Annotated in this window: 15 protein-coding genes; 12 read left to right on the top strand and 3 right to left on the bottom strand. The window is 62.0% G+C overall.

Going from position 1 to position 20,521, the window contains the following annotated elements:
- Window positions 1-984 precede the first annotated feature (984 nt).
- A complete protein-coding gene (locus VHX65_13855; protein ID HEX3999632.1) occupies window positions 985-1,743 on the top strand; it encodes a hypothetical protein in 759 nt (252 codons plus the stop codon).
- On the opposite strand, the gene VHX65_13850 is transcribed toward VHX65_13855, so the two are convergent.
- Entirely contained in the window at window positions 1,733-4,288 is a 2,556-nt protein-coding gene (locus VHX65_13850) for a DUF4965 domain-containing protein (GenBank protein ID HEX3999631.1), read from the bottom strand. The two genes, VHX65_13855 and VHX65_13850, sit on opposite strands and share 11 nt — an antisense overlap.
- A gap of 304 nt (window positions 4,289-4,592) precedes the next feature.
- Between VHX65_13850 and VHX65_13845 the strand changes: the two genes are divergently transcribed.
- The 3 genes from VHX65_13845 to VHX65_13835 all read left to right on the top strand — a co-directional run bounded on the left by VHX65_13845 (window position 4,593) and on the right by VHX65_13835 (window position 7,302).
- Entirely contained in the window at window positions 4,593-5,885 is a 1,293-nt protein-coding gene (locus VHX65_13845; protein HEX3999630.1) for a cellulose binding domain-containing protein, read from the top strand.
- 399 nt (window positions 5,886-6,284) lie between these two features.
- Window positions 6,285-6,803, top strand: coding sequence for a hypothetical protein (locus tag VHX65_13840; GenBank protein ID HEX3999629.1), 519 nt, complete (start codon window positions 6,285-6,287; stop codon window positions 6,801-6,803).
- 10 nt (window positions 6,804-6,813) lie between these two features.
- A complete protein-coding gene (locus VHX65_13835; protein HEX3999628.1) occupies window positions 6,814-7,302 on the top strand; it encodes a hypothetical protein in 489 nt (162 codons plus the stop codon).
- Between the two features lie 490 nt (window positions 7,303-7,792).
- On the opposite strand, the gene VHX65_13830 is transcribed toward VHX65_13835, so the two are convergent.
- Entirely contained in the window at window positions 7,793-9,982 is a 2,190-nt protein-coding gene (locus VHX65_13830) for a right-handed parallel beta-helix repeat-containing protein (protein HEX3999627.1), read from the bottom strand.
- Between the two features lie 499 nt (window positions 9,983-10,481).
- On the opposite strand from VHX65_13830, the gene rfbF reads away from it, so the two are divergent.
- The 7 genes from rfbF (at window position 10,482) to VHX65_13795 (ending at window position 18,461) form a co-directional block, all read left to right on the top strand.
- Window positions 10,482-11,252, top strand: coding sequence for a glucose-1-phosphate cytidylyltransferase (gene rfbF, locus VHX65_13825; protein ID HEX3999626.1), 771 nt, complete (start codon window positions 10,482-10,484; stop codon window positions 11,250-11,252).
- Between the two features lie 198 nt (window positions 11,253-11,450).
- Window positions 11,451-12,620, top strand: a complete 1,170-nt coding sequence (gene rfbG / locus VHX65_13820) for a CDP-glucose 4,6-dehydratase (protein ID HEX3999625.1) — start codon at window positions 11,451-11,453, stop codon at window positions 12,618-12,620.
- Window positions 12,621-12,734: 114 nt separating this feature from the next.
- Window positions 12,735-13,721: a glycosyltransferase family A protein gene (locus VHX65_13815; protein HEX3999624.1), complete on the top strand. Its 987-nt coding sequence runs from the start codon at window positions 12,735-12,737 to the stop codon at window positions 13,719-13,721.
- Between the two features lie 238 nt (window positions 13,722-13,959).
- Complete coding sequence (locus VHX65_13810) at window positions 13,960-14,931, top strand: NAD(P)-dependent oxidoreductase (protein ID HEX3999623.1); 972 nt, start codon at window positions 13,960-13,962, stop codon at window positions 14,929-14,931.
- A gap of 140 nt (window positions 14,932-15,071) precedes the next feature.
- Window positions 15,072-16,430 (top strand): lipopolysaccharide biosynthesis protein RfbH, encoded by a 1,359-nt coding sequence (rfbH, locus tag VHX65_13805; GenBank protein HEX3999622.1) that lies wholly within the window; start codon window positions 15,072-15,074, stop codon window positions 16,428-16,430.
- On the top strand, window positions 16,427-17,470 hold the full coding sequence (locus VHX65_13800; GenBank protein HEX3999621.1) for a GDP-mannose 4,6-dehydratase: 1,044 nt from the start codon (window positions 16,427-16,429) through the stop codon (window positions 17,468-17,470). The genes rfbH and VHX65_13800 overlap by 4 nt, the downstream gene beginning before the upstream one ends.
- 154 nt (window positions 17,471-17,624) lie before the next feature.
- On the top strand, window positions 17,625-18,461 hold the full coding sequence (locus VHX65_13795; GenBank protein ID HEX3999620.1) for a glycosyltransferase family 2 protein: 837 nt from the start codon (window positions 17,625-17,627) through the stop codon (window positions 18,459-18,461).
- On the opposite strand, the gene VHX65_13790 is transcribed toward VHX65_13795, so the two are convergent.
- Window positions 18,458-18,886: a thioredoxin family protein gene (locus tag VHX65_13790; protein ID HEX3999619.1), complete on the bottom strand. Its 429-nt coding sequence runs from the start codon at window positions 18,884-18,886 to the stop codon at window positions 18,458-18,460. The genes VHX65_13795 and VHX65_13790 overlap by 4 nt on opposite strands.
- Before the next feature lie 538 nt (window positions 18,887-19,424).
- On the opposite strand from VHX65_13790, the gene VHX65_13785 reads away from it, so the two are divergent.
- Window positions 19,425-20,441, top strand: coding sequence for a Gfo/Idh/MocA family oxidoreductase (locus tag VHX65_13785; GenBank protein HEX3999618.1), 1,017 nt, complete (start codon window positions 19,425-19,427; stop codon window positions 20,439-20,441).
- Window positions 20,442-20,521 lie beyond the last annotated feature (80 nt).

Raw genomic sequence — 20,521 nt, 5'->3', positions numbered from 1 at the left:
TTATGCGAATGGCAACCCAGTGCAACGACGCTTTGGAGGCTGTGAGACTTTGAGACTGCGAGGCTTTGAGGTACGAATCCCCGGCGAACGCATTGTAGCCCGAAGCGTTAGCGAGGGACGCACGCCGCTGGACGTTCCATTGTGTGCGAACCCAAGCGGCGCTCCACTGGCCGACTGCGCTGGCCAGTGGCACACCGACGAACGCCCCCTCGCCCCTAACCCCTCTCCCGCGAAGGGGGAGAGGGGAACCGGTGCGCCACCGGCGATCGCATTGTAGCCCGAAGCGTTAGCGAGGGACGCACGCCGCCGGACGTTCCATTTGTGTGCGAACTCAAGCGGCGCTCCACTGGCCGACTACGCTGGCCAGTGGCACACCGGCGAACGCCCCCCTCACCCTAACCCCTCTCCCGCGAAGGGGAGAGGGGAACCGGTGTGCCACCGGCGAGCGCATTGTAGCCCGAAGCGTTAGCGAGGGACGCACGCCGCTGGAGGTTCCATCTGTGTGCGAACTCAAGCGGCGCTCGCACTGGCCGACTGCGCTGGCCAGTGGCACACCGGCGAACCGCCCCCCTCACCTCATAACCACTCTACAAGGGGGAAGGGAAACCGGGGGCTACTGCTGGCTTGCCATGAAGGCGACAATGCATTAGCCCGATTATTCATAGTGCTAGGAATTCGCGACACGCTGCGAAATAGTAGCCATTAGCGAGGATAAGCCGCGGTGGCTTCCTCGCTTACGCTTCGGGCTGGTGTGGCGTGACGAATAATTCGGGTTAGCAGCAACAGTGGCCGCGGGCTGTTAATTCTCCTTCGCCGCTGCGGTTTGCTTCTCGGCCGATCCAAGCGGCCGGCCTGCTTTGCCCTGTAGGCTTCAGTCCTGCAACCTTTAGCCTCGGCCGAAAAACAACCTTCTTCACAGACCCCTCTCCGCTTGCGGGAGAGGGCAGGAACGTTATTTCGGCCGAGCCTTCGCCTCCAAAGCCCATGCAACTCCCCGTCATTCGCGGTTTGATCGATCGGCGGATTTTGGTGAACTACCGCGTCGAAGCCGATGCGCTGCGGCGCGTGTTGCCGGAGCCGTTTCGGCCGCAACTGGTCGGTGGCGTGGGAATGGCGGGGATCTGCCTGATTCGCTTGGCACAGGTCCGGCCCGAATTCATTTCGCGATTTACGCCGCGGATGGTGCCCGACTGGTTCACTTCGCTGGGGCTCGGGAGCGAAAACGCCGCACATCGGATTGCCGTCGAATGGGATGATCCCACGGGGGAGCCGCGCAATGGCGTCTACATTCCGCGGCGCGACACGTCGTCGCACTTGAACCGCTTGGTCGGCGGCCGGCTGTTTCCCGGCTACCAACATCATGCGCGGTTCCAGGTTCACGAAGCCGATGGCCGCTATGGAATCCGGCTCGATAGCGACGACGGGCTCACGCACCTGGCCGTCGATGCCCGCATTTCGGACCGGCTGCCGGGCGATTCGGTGTTCGGTTCGCTCGACGCGGCCTCGGAGTTTTTTCGCCGCGGCGGGCTCGGCTATTCGGCGACACCGATGCCCGGCGTTTTCGACGGTTTGGAGCTAAAAAGCTTCAGTTGGTCGACCACTCCGCTCGCGATCGATCATGTCGAATCGAGCTTTTTCGACGACGCGAGGCGGTTTCCGCGTGGCACAGTCGAATTCGATTCGGCGCTGCTGATGCGCCGCATCGAACACCAGTGGCATGCTCGCGAATCGATCAATTCTTGATGTCTTCGACTTCGACCAATCCGACGTCGACCCCCTGACCGCCGACGGTTTGGTGGCAGTGGACGGCGAGCGTGAGCTTTGCGCCAGGCTTCATCTCGGCTAGCGCGGAGCGGCGGATTTCCAGCGGTTGATACGAAGTGATGAAGTCTTTCTCTTCGGCCGCCAGGATACCGTTGACATAGATTTCGACATCCTCATCGTGAAAGACGCTGAAGTGCAGGTCGTGAAATTTTCCGGCCGGCATCGTGAAATTGCGGCGCAGCCAGATGTCGTCGGTGTTCCAAACCGTGCGGATGGCAATGCCGGGCGTGCCGCGGGCGCCGAATCCGGCCGCGCCTTCCTTCCAGCCGCTATCGTCGAATTTCGGATCGGTCCAATCCGCCGGCGGCTTGGCGCGCGTATAGCGCCAGGAAACGGCTTCGTGCTGACCGCTCGGCACGACCGTTTTCACCTGCGGCGGAAGCGGCAGCGGCGCCCAATTGCCGACCTTCTGCACGTCGCCGTTCGACCATTTCTTGCGCATCGCCGGATCGGCAAGCAGCTTGATGAAAATACCGCCCACCACCGGCCGGGCGTGCATCCCGTCGCTGTGGATGTCGTTGGTCAGGTAGGAATCCACGAGCGGGCTGCGGGCAGTGGTGTGATCGAGATAGTCGTAGATCGGCGACACGATCGCTTCGAAATCGGCCTGATTGTCGGCCAACGTCGCGCTCCATAGCGACCAATCGGTCTTGGTCAGCTTGGTGCGCGAATCGAGCGGCACGCCGTAGGGCTGCAACATCGACTTGTAGTAGGCCACTTCTTGCCGCGCGACTTCCGGCGGAAAAACATTCAGCCCGAGGATCTTGTCCCACACCAGGTTGTATTTCTGGCTCCAGGTGTTCGGCTTGTCGAAGGCCAATCGCGAATGGTCGCCATCCGCTGCCACGCGGATCCAATGGGCGGCGAATTTCTTAGCCATCGCGGCGTAGCGCTCGGCCTCGGCAGTCTCGCCGCGCATCCGGCACAGATCGCCATACGCGGCCAGCGCCAGGATTGCCTTCACCGATAGATTCGCGTTGTGTGCCAGATGGCCCATGAAATCGTCGGTGCAGAGCTGCTGCTCGGGATCGGAGCCATATCTTTCCAAATAGCGGGCCCATTGCGTCAATTGTGGCCACCAGGGCGCGACGAAGTCGGGCGTCCGCTCTTCTTGCGCGATCGCATCGCACAGCAACAGCATGTTGCCGCTTTCTTCGACCGGCATGCCTTCGCCGCCGTCGTCGCGCCCCATCGCCACCGGATAGGTTCCCAGATCGTGGGGGGCGTTCGGAAATTTCCAATGGCTCGAAGCCGCATATTCCAACACCGGCACCAGCGACGCCTTGGCCAGCGTCGGGCTGAACACCAACATCATCGGGTCCATCGGGAAAATCACGTCCACCGTGGCCAGATCGCCGTTGCTGGTGTTTTCCTTGGTGAACAACAGCGGCTCTCGGTTCGCGTCGGCTGCAATCCCGGTCGCCGCCAGGCATTGCCGGTAGGCCAGCGCACCGATCTCGGCATAGCGCGGGCCGCCAATTTTTTCCAGGTCGGCCATCAGATCGCGATCGAAGGCCTCGCAGCGTTTGACCAATTCCGGATAGTCGTGTTCAGCGGCGCCGAACAACTCGGCCGGCGTTGCGCCGTTGCGCCGCCAATAGGGCCGCAGCTTCTTGCCGAACCATTTGATCGCATAGATTTCGTCGTAGGCCACCATGACGTGCCGGGCTACCGGCTCCGACCCGACCGAGCCCAAATCCAGCGTCATCGCCAACACCGGCTGTTCGTCGCCGGCGGCGCGCGGCATCCGCGAGTCGATGGCCGCGGGCAACTTGCCGTCTCTAGCGAAATCGCTTTCGAGTGTGCGATCCGCGCCGATCGCCGCATGAAGGCCCTTGACGGGAGCGGCGAGATAAATGTAGCCCCAGTCGATCCGCGTATCGTCGCCCGGCCGGGCAAGCTGGGGTTGTTCGACGGTGCCGGCCCGCAAACCGACGAGATCGCCCATCATCTCGCGCGCCCATTCGATTTTCTGATCCGGCGAATTGACCGCCAAGAGCGAACTGACGCTGTCGTAGATCGACACCGCGTGCTGCAAGCGATCGACCGAGCGAACTTGCCAGGTGAGATAGGTCAGCGGGCGGGCGAGAATATCCAAATCATGCGGTAGGGCTGGGGTCATGAAGGAGAGCGTGACGTGGATTTGCCCGTCGTCGAAATCGTAAATGCTGCGCGTCGGGAGCACCTTGAGCGCCGTTTGCGGCATCGCCGGCACGTCGCGCGGTTCGCGGCCCATCAGCCGAAACGTCTTGCCGTCGATCCGAATCAAGCTCACCAGCGGATGCTCATGATGTGTCCAATGCCGGCTGACATCATCCGTGAGCCGATCCGCTTCCGACCACACGCTCAGATAGGGGTCGCTGGTGACGAGCGGCACCGCGGGGGGCCGAAATTCGCCGGCGGCGTCGGCTGCGAACGTCCGGGCGGCAATCGAAACGAGTGCAATGCCGAAAGCGGTTGCCACGATCGCGACAACCGATCGCGCATGGATTGATTCAATTTGCAGCCGTCGCATTTAGTCCCCTCTGTTTGTTTCGGTTCAAACGACGAATCCAAAGAGCCTCCCCGGCGCGAATCGACAGTTGGCCATTATTTGCTGCGGCGCGCTGCCGAGCAAGCGGCCGGAACCAATGCCAACCTCGGCGTCCGCGGACTTCCGTCGATCGCGATCGCTCTGCTCTTGCCGCGATGTTCTTCGGCATCGGATAATCAAGCTTCGGGATTGATCGCTGATTTGCACGAACTGGTGCGTTACAGATAGGGCCTGAATGGCGGCGGAATTCGACGCATATCACAAATGGCTGGCGATCCCGCCGGCGGAGCAGCCGCCGAATTTCTACCGGCTGCTGGCGCTCAACCCGTTCGAACGCGATCCGGATGTGATCGATTCGGCAGCGAACGCGCGGATGATCCATTTGCGCTCGCTGCAGTCCGGACCGCAAGCGGAACTGACGCAAAAGTTGCTGAATGAAATCGCGGCGGCTCGGCTCTGCTTGCTGAAGCCGGAAAAGAAAGCCGCATACGACGCCGCACTGCGCGCGCAGTTGGCGCGGGGCATCGCGGCCCGCACTCCGCCGCCGCTTCCTCCGCGTCCGCTCATTGCTCCACCGCCACCACTGCCGCCGATCGCGCCCTCGGCGACCGAATCCGGGGCCTTGCTGCTGGAATTTATCTCGGCCGTGTCGGAACCCGGCACCAGTGGCAACGGTGCGATCAATCGGGCAAACGGTCGTCGCGGCCTCGGTGCGGCTTCTTGGCCGCGCTGGCTGATGGTTCTATGTCCGCTGATCGGAATCGGGATCGTGGCGACAGCAATCCTGATCCGCAATTCAAGCGATGCTCAAGAGGCGAACGTTGCTGCCAGAAACCGATTCGCGGCAACAGCGTCCGCCCCGAAAACCGTTGCCAGCGCGGCCATGACCGACAGACCAATTGCTCCGAAGGTCGTTCTGTCATCCACCGGCCAGCCTGCTGCTACCGCGGGCCGCGGCCACGATGCGGGCGTCAGCCAGATGCGCGCCAACCATCCCGTGCCCAAGCCGAGGCGGCCAACCGACCGCTCGGCAGTTGCCAAGGCGCTGCTGCCGGCCGTCGCCGGAAATCTGCGGCTCGAATATCGTTGCATGCAGCCAAAATCGGACACGAACCAGATTCGCTGCAACCTGCGAATCGAAAACCTCAGCGAGGCGCCGTTCGACCTCGCCGGCTTGAAGCTGCGGTATTGGTTTGCGGCAGACACGGGCAAAGCGCGTAATTTTTGGTGCGACTATGCCGCCGTGGATAAGGCGAATGTTGCGGGGCGATTCGTGCACTTGGATCGTCCGACCGAAACTGCGGTCGGATATTTGGAACTGACATTCTCCGACGCGGCTGGGGAAATCAAGCCCGGCGGAAACAGCGGCGAAATCCAATGCCGATTCGCCGCAGACGATTGGTCGAATCTCGACCAGTCGAAAGATTTTTCATTCGACCCGGCGGCCATCGACTGGAAGGAGAACCCGCGTATCACGGTCTATCAGGGCGGCAAACTCATTTGGGGCCAGGAGCCCGCCCGGCCGTAACAGCCTGTCGAGCCGTGTGCCACTGGCCAGCGAAGTCGGCCAGTGCGAGCGTCGCTAGACTCGGCGATACCATCTTGCAGGTTGCCGTTTGGCGAGCATTCTCGCGGTCAGACGGCCTCCGGACCGGAACGTCAACTCGCCGGCCGGCACTGGCCGACTGCGCTGGCCAGTGCCACACCAATCAGCCAGTGCCGCGCCAATCAGCCAGTGCCGCGCCAATCAGCCAGTGCCGCGCCAATCAGTCAGTGCCGCGCCAAACTGGGTTCCTGGCCTCGCTCGGCTGGCAAGGTTTTAGTGCGGTGGCTAGACTATGGAGGTTGAAGCAAGGCAGAGATTCGCCGCACGGCCAGGTCGGCGAATCGACGAGAATTCCGCTTCGGCGGAGCGAGGTTGCGCATCATGGCGGACGTATTGCCCGATAGTGGCGCCGATCAGCCACCGCCGAATAAAATGGTCGGCAACGCGGATTTGGCGGCGCCGGAAGCTTTCGTTGACCAACGTCGGCCCGGGCTGACGTGGATCGTGCTCGTGCTGCTGTTGATCGTGGCCGTCGGATTGTTGGCGAGCGACGTTTTTCGCGGCCGGCTGCCGCAAAGCCGAGCGTTCAAGCAAATCAACGAAAAACTTTCGCAGCAAAGTTCGGCCGATTCGGCTCGAGGAGCCGCGTTCGGCGGCGGAGGCGGAACCAGTAAGTCGACTCCCATGACGGCGGAAGGAGTTCACGAATTGTTGGGCCGGCAGCCCGATGCGTCCGAAAAAAAGAGCGCCGATATCAACGACGAGATGGTCCCGATTCTAGTCGAAACCTACCGCTATCCGGGCATCATCAAAAGCTACAATGTCGTGGTCATGTATCTCGAACAGCAAGCCGGCAAAGCTGCCCCGATGACGGCCCTTTGGCGCGTACGCAAGCAATAGGATCCACCCGATGTCGCTGCCCACCGATCCCGTGCAACCGCCGGTTCCCGAGGCCGCGCAAGTCTCCGCCGATGCGAAACCGCGCTGGCCCGTGTCGCGGGTCGTGCTATTGGCGCTATTGGTCGTGGCGATTGGATTGCTGGGAATCGATTGGTTGCGTGGCCGAATCCCCAGGAATCGAGCCTACGATCTGCTCGCAGCCCAGATGCCGAGTGAAGACGAGGGGGCGTCGAAAGGACCGACGAGCGGGCCGCGGCATGCAATTAGCGCGGATTTTCAGTTTTGGACAGTGGAAAAAGTGCACGAACTCTTAAAGCGATTGCCCGACAAGACCGACGTGCAGGCGAGCCCAAACCATATCGATTCGATCGTAACCGAGACCTATCGATTCCCCGGAGCATTCAAGAATTATCTGCTCGTGGTGCAATACGACAAACGGGCGCACGTGGCCCCAAATGGTCCTCGAACGACGATGACGGGTGTCCGGCGGAGCAGTTGACAGCGCTCGCGAACGGTAAACCACGGAGCCACCGTGCGGCGGAGCCGCGGCCAACGTAGCAGGCACACTCCGTGTGCCGTCTGCGCTCCGCGGTGCGTTGCGCACAAAGCGAGGCCGACGGCACACTCCGCCGACCGTCTGCGCTCCGCGGAGTGGTTGCGCACCGGGCGGGGCCGACGGCACACGGAGTGTGCCTGCTACGATAAAAACACTTTCGTCGATCCTCACAACGAATTCGTGTGTTCGTGGCACGGACCCACCGTGCGGCGGAGCCGCGACCAACGTAGCAGGCACACTCCGTGTGCCGTCTGCGCTCCGCGGTGCGTTGCGCACAAAGCGAGACCGACGGCACACTCCGCGTACCGTCTGCGCTTCGCGGAGTGGTTGCGCACCGGGCGGGGCCGACGGCACACGGAGTGTGCCTGCTACGTTGGTGCGGGGCGACATCGAAGCCGTCGCCCTCGCGCTTTTCGTAGTTTCCTTCGCTCGTCTAATGTTGCGCCGGTTCGAATGCCGGCGGGACGGGGGGCAAGTCTTTCGTCAGATCGGCGGGGCCGGTACGGCCGGCTTTGGTGTAGTCGAACGGCTGAAAGCCGAGCCGCAATGCCGGCGAGTCGGGGCGGACGTGGAAATCGCCGTGCGCGGGATCGACCAGCCTCGGGTCGGCGATCAACGAATGCTCGTCTTGATGGCGGGCGGCGCGCCATTGGTCGAGCGACAGGCCGCCGAAAAATTTGATCTCCGGGTACGACGGGTTCCAATACACGTTGTTGTCGAGGTGGAAATTGTTGTCGCGCCAATTCGAGCCCAACAGCGGGCTGGCGTTGTCCCAGTAGACGATGTTGCGCTCGAGGAAGAACGAAACGTGGTTTTCCGATCGTGTGCGCATGAGCTGGGCTTGCTGGGCGAAGGCGAAGATGTTGTTTTCGAAATGATTTTCCCGGCCGTAGTGCTGGTGCACGCTGCCGCTCTTGGTGCGGTAGACGAGATTGTTTTTCAGCACCATGCCGGAGGATCCTTCGTCGGTGTACAGCCCCCAGCCGCCATAGTCGAACGATTGCACATCGTGGATCACGTTGCCGCTGACGACGGTGCCCGGCGAGAGGCCGAGCGAATAGACACCCCCCATGTCGGAAAGCACATGCTGGCCGAGCGTATGAATGTGGTTGGCGGTGATTGCGTTGTCGTGGGCATTGCTGGGCGCGTAGCCCCACGTCCAGCCGACGGAAATGCCGGTGTAGTAGAAATCGGCGATTTCATTGTGGTCGATCGTATTGCGCGGACTATGGCCGATCCAAACTCCGACGGCCGCGGGATGCAATCGGCCGCCGTGGGCGATCAGGGAATTGCGAACGGTGATTTCCGCGGGGGCGGTTTGCGGATCGCCGGGTATTCGCGGGGAATTTGGAGCGGCGGCCGGTTGGGCGTCGCCGATTTTGACCCCGCCGGCGCCGAGATCGACCAACTCGCAATCTTCGACTCGATCTTGCCGGCAGCCTGCCCCGAATTCGATGGCCCAAGCTCCCGTGTGCTCGACCGCGCAGTGGCGGAACACGACATCGCGGGCCCAAACGGCCGAGATCGCGGCGGTAAGCGAAACTTCGGCCTGCGGAATCGCCTGGCCATGCGGCGGCAGCGTCCAATTCGAATGGTCAAATGTCAGCCCTTCGAATTGCAGATGCTCGACCGGGCCAATTGTTTGGCCGCCGCCGGGTTTTTCACTGGCGGCTGCCGCTGGCGTTCCGACCAACTCGAAGAGTTGCTCCAGCCGCGGAGCGATGACGGTCGTATCGGCGGGGCGCTGATTCGGCAGTGGAATATAGGTGAGCTCGCCGCTTGGGCGGTCGAGATACCATTGGCCCGGTTCGCTGAGCGCTTCGCGGACATTGTCGACGAGAAAGCGATGGCCTTTATCCAGTGCGGCCCAATTTTCGTGATGCCGGGTCGTGCCGGTGAAGCTGACGACATGTTTGGCGGGATCGACGGCGGCGATCCGCAACCGCGCCGCCGACCAGATCAAAAATGGCATTACTTCGACATCGGCTTGGTTGGCCCAATCGGCGCGGATGTCGTCGCCGCGGAATGCAAACCGGCTATCGCCCACACCCGATTTGGAAGCGGGCGGCAATCGCTCTGCGATCGTGTAATAGCCATGCTTCGGCAGCCGAGGGCGGAAACAGCGCCGATCATCGACAAACAATTGGGCGAACGACCATTTGCCCGCCTTCACCTCGGGCAATTTGGTTTGCCAGCGGCCGTCCGGCGAAATCTTCCAATCGCTGATGCGCACGCCACCGCTGAACATCGGGCGTTCGCCCGCGTATGCGCGATAGACGATTCCCGCACGCTCGCTGCCGGAATCGGCCGCTTCGAACACCAGCGGGCGATCAAGAAAATAAGTGCCGCCGCGAATCGCGACGACGATCGGCTTTTGCCGCTGCGGCTCGTGTGTTTTCAATTCGCGCACCAATGCTTGTGCGCGCGAAACCGTTGCCAATGGGCCGTCGCTGCCGTCGGCCGTGGGCCTATCCCTCCGGCCCGACCAACGATCGCGGCCGAGCGGCGAAACGTAGAAATCGGCCGCCCCGGAATCGGCCGCCCGCGATCGGTTTTGCAGCGGCGGCAACAGCACGAAAAACAGCGCGGCCAAAAGCGAACAGATGCGGTGCGTTGGGATCATCGGAGAGAGGCTTTCAAAAATGCGAGGGGTGTGGCACTGGCTGGTTGGTGTGCCGCTGGCTGGTTGGTGTGGCACTGGCCAGCGCAGTCGGCCAGTGTCGGCCGGCAAGTTGACGTTCCGGGCTCGATGGCATCTGCCGCGAGAACGCTCGCCAAACGGCAACGTGCCGGAGTCGCGCCGAGTCCTGCGGCGCTCGCGTTGGCCGACTTCGCTCGCCAGTGGCACACGGCCCGCACCTAGACCATCGTTGGCACACGAAGATATGCAGGGGTCAAAATACTTCAACGGGCTGCTAACAGTGGCGGGGAGGCTGGCGGGGAATGCTTGCACTTTGAACGCCCCCGCCGTCACAGTCAAGCATCGCAGCGCCGGTTTGCTGTGCTGCCAACGCCAGCAAAGCCGCCGCACCGTGAAAGTCTGATCTTCCGCTAATCCCCGGTTTTGACTATTGTTCCGCAAACGCTCCAGGGGGCAGCGCGCAGTCGCACGAGGACAAACGATGAAAGTCGCACTACTGGCCGGGGGGCTCGGCACTCGGTTGCAAGAAGAGACCGGGCTGAAGCCAAAGCCGATGGTCGAGATTGGCGGCCACCCCGTGCTCTGGCACATCATGAATCTCTACGCTCGATTCGGCCACAAAGAATTCGCCGTGGCCCTGGGCTACAAGGGCGACGTGGTCAAAAGCTATTTTCTCAACTATCATCGCCTCCGTAGCAACTTGACGATCGATCTGGCCCGCGGAATCGTCGATCCGCACGACGAAGCCCGGGAAGACTGGCTCGTGCATCTGATCGACACCGGCGCGGAAACCGACACGGGCGGCCGCGTCAAGCGATTGAGGCCGTGGCTCGGCGACGCAACATTCATGCTCACCTACGGCGACGGCCTGGCCGACATCGATCTGCACCGCCTGCTGGCCTTTCACCGCAGCCACGGCAAATTGGCCACGGTGACGGCCGTTCGGCCGCCGGCGCGATTCGGCGGCCTGACGTTCTTCGGCGATCTGGTGACGCGATTCGACGAGAAGCCGCAGATCGGCGAGGGTTGGATCAACGGCGGCTTTTTTGTTTTGGAACCAAGCGTGATGGACTACATCGCCAGCGACCATATCGTCTTCGAGCGCGAGCCGCTCGAGCAACTGGCTCGCGACGGCCAACTCGTTGCCTACCGGCATCAAGGCTTTTGGCAATGCATGGACACGCTGCGCGACGTACGCCTGCTCGAGCGACTGTGGAGCGAAGGAACGGCGCCGTGGCGAGCGGCAGCGTGAATGCAGGGTGAGGGGACAGGTAGGAATGACGAATGCCGAATGAGGAATGTCTAAAGGAATGACGAAGCACGAACGACGAATGACGAGACGGTCGTTCGGCGGTGTGCGGCGTTAGACATTGGCCATTAGACATTAGTCATTCGGGCATTCGTTAGACATTCGAGCTTCGTCATTCGTCATTGGCTTTTGGGGGCGCGAATGGATTCGCAGTTTTGGTCCGGACGACGCGTGTTTCTTACCGGGCACACCGGCTTCAAAGGAAGTTGGCTGTCGCTTTGGCTCGAGCGCATGGACGCCCAGGTGTCTGGCTTTGCTCTCGATCCGCCGCCGGAGCCAAGCCTCTTTCGAGCGGCCCGCGTCGGCGAGGCGATGACCGATCTTCGCGGCGACGTGCGAAATCTCTCGGCGCTCGGTTCGGCGCTGGCCGAGCAGCAGCCGGAAGTCGTTTTCCATCTTGCGGCGCAGCCCTTGGTGCGTGCGTCGTACGCCCAGCCGGTCGAGACATTCGCCACGAATGTGTTCGGCACGGTTCACTTGCTCGAAGCGATTCGGCATGTCGAATCGGTGCGTGCGGTGGTGGTCGTCACGAGCGACAAGTGCTATGAGAATCAAGAATGGCATTGGGGCTACCGGGAAACGGAGCCGCTGGGAGGCCACGATCCTTATAGCGCCAGCAAAGCCTGCGCGGAATTGGTGACCGCGGCTTGGCGACGGTCGTTTCTGTCGGCCGAGAGGCGGCCGATCGGCGTCGCGACGGCCCGGGCCGGCAATGTGCTCGGCGGCGGCGATTGGGCCGAAGACCGGATCGTGCCCGACGCCGTTCGCTCGATCCTGGCCGGCAAGCCGCTGGTGGTGCGGCGGCCGCGCGCGATCCGTCCGTGGCAACATGTGCTCGAACCGTTGCACGGCTATTTGATGCTTGCCGAGCGATTGTATGCCGAACCGCAGCGTTGGTCGAGCGCATGGAATTTCGGCCCCGCGGACAACGACACGGTGGCGGTCGGCGAATTGCTCGACCGCTTCTTCGCCGCCTGGGGCAACGGAGCATGGCAGGCGGAATCGACGGAGATCGGTCCGCACGAAGCCGGCCTGTTGCGATTGGATTGCAGCAAAGCCCGATCGCTGCTCGGTTGGCGAATGGCCATGGACCTCGACGACGCCGTCGCCATGACAGCCGATTGGTATCGCCATGCGACCGCGGGCGGAAGCAGCGGGCAGACAGGTGCTCGCAGTGCAAATCAAGCCGTAGCAACCACGGTCGATCATCGCCAGTTGACGCTCGATCAGATCGAGCGCTACGAGCGATCGGCCGGGATCCATGCCCCGCAACGTTCCCCCTCCCATCCCGCCACCCGCCGCGCCGCATGACATGAACGCCGAACGTCCGGCATCGAACGTATCAGAAACCCATCAGTTCGTCATTCGAGCTAAGACATTCGTCGTTCCGTTCCTACCCTCACCCCTCACCCTCACCCTTCCCCCTTGGATCCTCTGATCAGCATTCTCGTGCCGACATACAACCGCAGCGCACTATTGCGCCGCGCGCTCGGTTCGGTGCTGGCTCAAACGTATGCGAACATCGAGCTGCTGATCTCGGACAATCATTCGAGCGACGATACACCGGCCGTGGCGGCAGAGTTTGTGCGGCGTGATCCGCGGGTGCGGCTGCTGCCGTCGCCGCCATCCGATACGCCGGCGATGCACAACATCCGCCATGTGCTCGCGGGAGCCCAAGGAAAATATGCGGTCGTGTTGGCCGACGACGATTTCTTTCTCGACTACCGCTACATCGAAGCGGGAGTGAGCATTTTGGAAAGCCAGCAGGTCGGGCTGCTGGTGCCCGATTGCGTGATCGGCCGGCCGGTACGAGAAGCGACGTATCTGGCGATTTCGACGATCACGCCGGGCCGGGAGTTTTTCTTCGGTTTTTGGCGCGGGCGGTACCACATTCCAGTGATGAGCAATCTATTTGATTTGGAGATGGCGCGGCGCTGCGATCCTTGGAACGATCCCAAGATTCTGTATGCCGACCTCGAACTCTGGCTGAAGATGATGACGCTCACCGATGTCGCCTACTATCGCTACCCGGCCGTCTATTACCACTTTCACGGCCAGAATATCGTCTCGACGGTGTCGATGGCGATGCACAAGGAGAACATTCGCTTCATCGACAACACGGCCCGATTCGCCGCCGCAACGTTCGGCGAGCAAGCCGTATTGGAATGGAAAAAGGCGATGCTCGTCGAATATTGGCGGACCGTGATCGAAGAGGGCCATGGCCCCTCGTTTCGCGATATGGCCGAGATGCGGGCCGCCATCGGCCTGGCCGACGAACCGCTGGGGTGGTCGCGATGGGTGCGGGCCGCTAAATACATTTCGCGGCATTACCGCAAAGCGAGAAAGAACTACTACCGCGCACGCCGTCGCGGCCTGCAACATGCCGAAGCGATGCAAGCCGCCCCGACGTGAAACGCCCAACCCCGTTTACTCGTTTTGTTAGGAAATTGGACTACGAAATCGTAGCCCGAAGCGTAAGCGAGGAAGCCCCACCCCGAAGCGTCAGCCCGGATTATTCATCGTGCCAGGAATTCGCGACACGCTACGGGATACTAGCCCGAAGCGTTAGCGAGGATGAACCACGGTGGCTTCCTCGCTTACGCTTCGGGCTAGTGTGGCGCGACGAATAATTCGGCCCAATAAAACCCGCATGGATCAACTCTGGCAGACCGAATTTGCCGACGCGTTTGACGGCCGCACCGTGCTGGTCACCGGCGCTACGGGCTTTGCGGGCCATGCGCTTTGTCGGGCACTGCGGCTGCTGGGCGCGCGTGTGCATGGGCTTGCGCGATCGGCCGGCGAAAGCGCCGCGGGCGTGATTCCCTGGAGCGTGGATTTGCGCGACGCGGCGGGCGTCGAGGATGCATGCAAGCGGATCGCGCCGGAATACGTGTTCCACCTCGCGGCGCAAGTGACGGCCCGCCAGGAGTTGGACCTCGTGCGAACGATGTGCGAGCACAATTTGATCGGCACCATGAATCTGCTGCTTGCGGTCGTGAACCTGAATTGTCGAAGAATCATCGCCACCGGCACTCCCGAGGAACCCGCCGACGACGTTCGCCGCGCGGTGGTCGCGTCGCCGTATGCCGCCGCCAAAACCGCGGCCACCATTTACACGCGAATGTTTCACCGTTTGTATCGATTGCCGGTCGTCACCGTGCGGCCGTTTCTCACGTATGGGCCGCGGCAGGAAGAAAACAAATTGGTCCCCTATACGATCCTAAAATTGCTCCGCGGTGAATCGCCGCAATTGACGAGCGGCAAGCGGATGTGCGATTTCGTCTACGTGCGCGATGTCGTGCGCGGTATGCTGCGCGCCGCGCTCACGCCGGGCATCGAAGGCCAAACTTTCGACTTGGGAACCGGCCAGCCGATGAGCATTCGCATGGCCGTCGAATGCATCGCCAAAATGACCGGACGCGAAGCGCCCGTGCTATTCGGCGCGATCGGCGACCGGCTTGGCGAGGGGCCGCTGATCGCCGACGCCGAGACGACACGCAAAGTTTTGGGCTGGGAACCGCGCTGGACGCTGGCGGTCGGCCTGATGGAAACGATCGCTTGGTTCGCCGCGAAAATTGGTGTCGAAGGGTTCACCCCTGGGCAAGAAAAGCGATGCGCATGAATCGTTCGATGCGTCGAAGAATTACCGGCGGCTAGCGCCTTGCCGCTAACGCCCGCAAACCCACGGCGCGGCAAGGCGCTAGCCGCCGGTAGTACGAATCCAAAGCTTGGCCCGACGCCCTGTAGCCTTTTTTCAAGCCTATGCCAACCGACGTGCCCGCTTCCACCGGCGACTCACACGAGCGGATTCGCCGCCAGATTCTCGAATTGGTCGGCGAATATCACGCCGCTCGTTTCGCGAGCCAAGCGTTCGAGCCAGGCGAATCGGCCGTGCCCGTCGCCGGACGCGTGTTCGATGCCGACGAGTTGATGCAGTTGGTCGATTCGTCGCTCGATTTCTGGCTCACGGCCGGCCGGTTTGCCGATCGATTCGAACGCGATTTCGCCCGCTACGTCGGCGTGCGGCATGCGCTACTGTGCAATTCCGGCTCGTCGGCCAATCTACTGGCCATCGCCGCGCTGACTTCCGACACGCTCGGCGACCGCCGTTTGCAGCCCGGCGACGAAGTGATCACCGCCGCCGCCGGCTTTCCGACCACCGTCAATCCGGCAATTCAACACGGACTGCGGCCGGTGTTCGTCGATGTCGAATTGGAGACATACAACACCACCGCCGCGCGCGTCGAAGAGGCGGTTGGCCCGCGAACGCGAGCGATCGTGCTGGCCCATACGCTCGGCAATCCGTTCGATCTGGCCGGCATCGGGGCGATCGCCAAGCGGCACGGCCTGTGGCTCATCGAAGATAATTGCGACGCACTGGGCTCGACGTTTGCGGGCCAAAACACCGGCACGTTCGGCGATTTGGCCACGTTCAGCTTCTACCCGGCCCATCATCTCACGATGGGCGAAGGCGGCTGCGTCACGACGAACAATTCGCGCTTGAAAACGCTCGTCGAATCCTTTCGCGATTGGGGCCGGGCCTGCTGGTGCGCGCCGGGCAAAGACAACACCTGCGGCAAGCGCTTCGACTGGCAATTGGGCGAACTGCCCGAAGGCTACGATCACAAATACATCTATTCGCACGTCGGCTACAACCTCAAGGCGACCGACATGCAAGCGGCCGTCGGCGTCGCGCAGCTCGCCAAGCTGCCGCGGTTCATCGCCGAGCGGCGGCGGAATTGGCAATCGCTTCACGATCGACTGCGCCAATGGGAAGAATTTCTGATCCTGCCTCGGGCCACTCGGAATAGCGATCCGAGTTGGTTCGGCTTTCCGATCACCGTGCGGGGCGGGGCGCCGTTCGCGCGGCTCGATTTGGTGCGGCATCTGGAATCGCGGCGGATCGGCACGCGGCAACTTTTCGGCGGCAATCTCACCCGTCAGCCGGCGTATCGAAATGTGGACATGCGCGTGGTCGGCGATTTGGCCAATGCCGACACGGTCATGCGCCGCTCGTTTTGGATCGGCGTCTACCCCGGACTGAACGAGCCGATGATCGACTACATGGGCCAGGCGTTCGACGATTTTCTTCGCGCCCTGCCACGGAGGGCCGTCGCATGAATTGGCTGATTACCGGCGGATGCGGGTTCGTGGGAACGAATCTCGCCGACGCCCTGCTCGCCGGCGGTAAGTCGATTGCCTTGTTGGACAACATGAGCGGCCGCGGCGCCGGCGAAAATCTGCGCTGGCTGCGCGCCCGGCATGGTTCCGATTGGCCGATGATCGAGGCTGATGTCCGCGATGCCGATGCGACGGCGGCGGCGGTGCGACGATATCACCCACAGTTCGTGGCCCATCTGGCCGGACAAGTGGCGATGACCACGAGCCTGGCGAACCCGCGACTCGATTTCGAGACCAACGCGCTGGGAACATTCAACGTTCTCGAAGCAATCCGCCTCGGCTCGCCCGAGACAGCCATGCTCTATTCGTCGACCAACAAAGTCTACGGCAGTCTCGAACAATTGCGATACGACGAATCGCCGACGCGTTATTTGCTCGTCGATTATCCAGAGGGGCTCGATGAATCGCTGTCGCTCGACGGCAGCTCGCCCTATGGCTGCTCGAAGCTCTCGGCCGACCAATGTTGCCGCGACTACCATCGGATCTACGGATTGAAAACCGTGGTGTTTCGGCATTCGTCGATGTACGGCGGGCGGCAATTTGCCTCGTTCGATCAGGGCTGGATCGGTTGGTTCGCTAGCGAATCGCTCGCGGCCCTCGCCAGCGGCCGCGCGATCTCGATCTGCGGAAGCGGCAAGCAAGTGCGCGATGTGCTGCATGCCAGCGACTTGGTTCGCGTGTATTTGCAAGCGGCCGGTCGAATCGATGAAATTGCCGGCCGAATCTACAACATCGGCGGCGGCATGGCCAACAGCCTCTCGCTCATCGAACTGCTGGAGCATCTTGGGCGATTGATCGGCACACAGCTGTCGATCGAACTGCAGCGGTGGCGCACGGCCGATCAGAAGGTGTTCGTTGCCGATTGCCGCCGCGCCCAGCGCGATTTCGACTGGCGCCCGCAAACCGATTTTCGCCAAGGCCTGTCCGAAATGCTCGATTGGATTCGTGAATTGAACCGCGCTCGCCGCGGAGCGGCGTAACGTAGTAGGCACACTCCGTGTGCCGTCTGCCCTGCTCTGTGCGCAGCGCACCGCGAGTGCGCAGACGGCACACGGAGTGTGCCTGCTACGTTGTTGCGGCCGACGGCCGCTTGTTTAACCATCGCCGAACATTTATCAACTCCGGCGCTTGCCCATGCCACCGAAAGTTAGCGTCCTGACGCCCACCTACAATCGCCAGTGCCAACTCGTTAGAGCGGTGCGGTCGGCGCTTGTGCAAACGCATCAAAACTTGGAAGTGATCGTCATCGACAATGCCAGCACCGACGACACATGGCGTGTCGCGCAGAATTTGGCCGCCGAAGATTCGCGGGTGCGCGTGTTTCGGAACGCGACCAACTTGGGCCCGACGCGGAATTGGATCGCCGGCCTCGAGCATTGCGCGGGCGACTATGTGAAAGTGCTCTGGTCGGACGATTGGATCGAACCGACGTTCATCGAAGAACTGCTTGGGCCCTTGCAGGCCGAGCCGGGCATGGCGCTGGCGTTTTGCGCAGCGCTCGTGCACCGGACCGACTGCGATCAGCCGATCCATTTTTTTCCCGACCAGCAGTCGTTCACCCCGGCCGAATATCTGCGGCGCTCGCTGACCGGCAACATGATGCCGGTGTCGCCCGCTTGCGCCTTGATCCGGCGCGCGGCCGCGCGATTCCGCCTGCCGATCGGCACCGACCCGCAATTGAACGCGATCGCGGAACGATTCGGCGCGGGCCCGGATCTGCTGTTCCTGTTGGAAGCCGCGGCCGCCTCATCCCGAATTGCCTACGTGCCCAAGTTTCTCACGCACTTTGAAGCGGGCCGCACGAGCATCACTTGCGCTCATCCGGTCGAGGTGCAGGAAGGCTATCGGCGAACCCGGGAATTCTTCGCGGTGGAGATGGCCGGGCATCCGGCGATGCAGGCGATAAAATCCCGTCTGACCGTGCGCCGCTGGCAGCAGACGGTCAAACGGGCATTCAGAAGGCAGCGTTAGTGTTTGTCGGAAACGGTGGTGGCAATGGCCGCATGGGCGCTGCTAACGCCTTGGGCTACAAATCCTTGCACCGCCGACACGCTCTGGTTCCCGGTCAGTTGGCGTCGCGACCAACCTTTGTCGGTCTTGACGAACATGACCAACTGCGGGATCGAGCCCCCTTCCATCAGGCTTTTGGCGATCGTGCTGTCGCGATCGACGTTGACCATGGCAAAAGAAACGTTATTCAAGCCGCCCAGTTGTTTCACTTGGGGCAATACGCTCGTCTTCATCGCTTGGCAAGCCGGGCACCAATCCGCGCCCACCAGCACGACCAGCGGCCGGCTGCTGTCGTTCACCGCGGTGTTGTAGGCCTGTTCGTAGGTCTGCTCGCCCGTGGTTAGTGCCGAAAGGGTTAACGCCAAGGCCAATGCAAGAGTCGACATCGATGATCCTCCATCAAGATTGATAATCCCTCAAGGTTGCTCGCAGAAATCCTTGCTCTGCGGAATCCTAAAATGCCGTCGACACATGAGAGGCAGAAGAATCCGGCCTGGGAACCTGCGCAGAAGAGCTTGGCTGCAATGGCCCGCCATCCTGTGCGAGAAGACTCCGTTCGTTGCGAATTCTCCAAATTACCAAACGCTCACGTGTCTTTGAGAATGCGTGAGTCTACATGGGCGATTCCTAATCACAAGGGGGGAAATGGGTAAAATTTTCCGAAAAGATAATCCTTGACGCTAGCGATTTCTTCGATGTGTCGATCGTGATTGATCGCAATCGAGCGTCGGTTTGCGAGTTTGACTGTGGGGCTCACTTGCGGTTTCGCGCGTCGGCCGGCCCGTCGCGAAAACTTCGCCCCCATCGCCGCTTCCGATTGGGCGCGGCACCCAAAAGCCGATATAATTTTCTTCGCCAGCAGACGGCTTTTTGCAGTGATTCGCCGCCTTGCTGCGCCATTGCCCTTGGATTAATGCACGCGAAATGAAGCTTCGGGTCGGCCTGATCGGATTGGGTGAGGCATGGGAGACCCGGCATCGGCCCGCGCTGCGCTCATTGGCCGACCGATTCGAAGTTCGGGCGATTTGCGACCAAGTGGCGCGCCGCGCCGAGCAAGCGGCACAGGAATTTAGTGCTACGCCGGTCGACGGCTTTCGCGCGCTTGCGGCTCGCGAAGACATCGATGCCCTGCTGATGCTTTCGGAACCCTGGTATGGTTCGCTGCCGATTCTGGCGGCCTGCGATGCAGGTAAAGCGTTCTATTGTGCTGTCACGCCGAATCTCGATCCGGACGAAGCGCTCACGCTGAAAACGCGCGTGCAAGAGTCGGGCATCGCATTCATGGCTGAATTCCCACGCCGCCACGCGGCCGCCACGCTACGGCTCAAAGAACTAATTGCGACCCGGTTGGGCCAGCCGCGGTTGCTATTCTGCCACCGCCGCGTGCCGATCAAGGAGGGCCCACCGCCGCGAGTCTGGTCGAAAACCAAGGCGGCGGAAATCCGCGATTTGGTTGAATTAGTGGATTGGTGCCGATACGTCGTCGGTCGCGATCCCACATCCGTATTCGGCTTGGCCCACAATGCTTCGCCGGATAGCAACGCCGAAGACTACAACATGATGAGCCTCGATTTCTCCGGTCCGAGGGCGCCGGGAGCCGACGTGGCCGCCCAAATCAGTTGCGGCACCTACATGCCCGTGCAATGGGAGGAAGCCGTGTCGTTTCGGCCGCCGCCGGCGCTGCAAGTGGCCTGCCAAAACGGCATCGCCTTCATCGATCTGCCGTCGACGCTGATCTGGTTCGACCGGGCGGGCCGGCACCAGGAATCGCTCGACAGCGAACGGCCAGTCGGGGAGCAGCTTTTGTCGCAATTCTACCGCTCTGTAACCAGCCTGGTGCGCAATCCATCGGGCCTCGAAGACGCCTATCGGGCCCTCTCGATCGTGCTCGCCGCCCGCACCAGCCACCGCGAAGGGCGAAGGGTGCCGATTAGTTTTTAGGGGCGAGGGGCGAGGGGTGAGGGACGAGGGACTAGGGACGAGGGACTAGGGACTAGGTTTGACGCGCGAAACCGCAAGCG

This window comes from Pirellulales bacterium, from assembly GCA_036267355.1.
In the GTDB taxonomy this organism is placed as follows: domain Bacteria; phylum Planctomycetota; class Planctomycetia; order Pirellulales; family DATAWG01; genus DATAWG01.
This window is presented reverse-complemented; position numbering and strand designations above follow the sequence as displayed.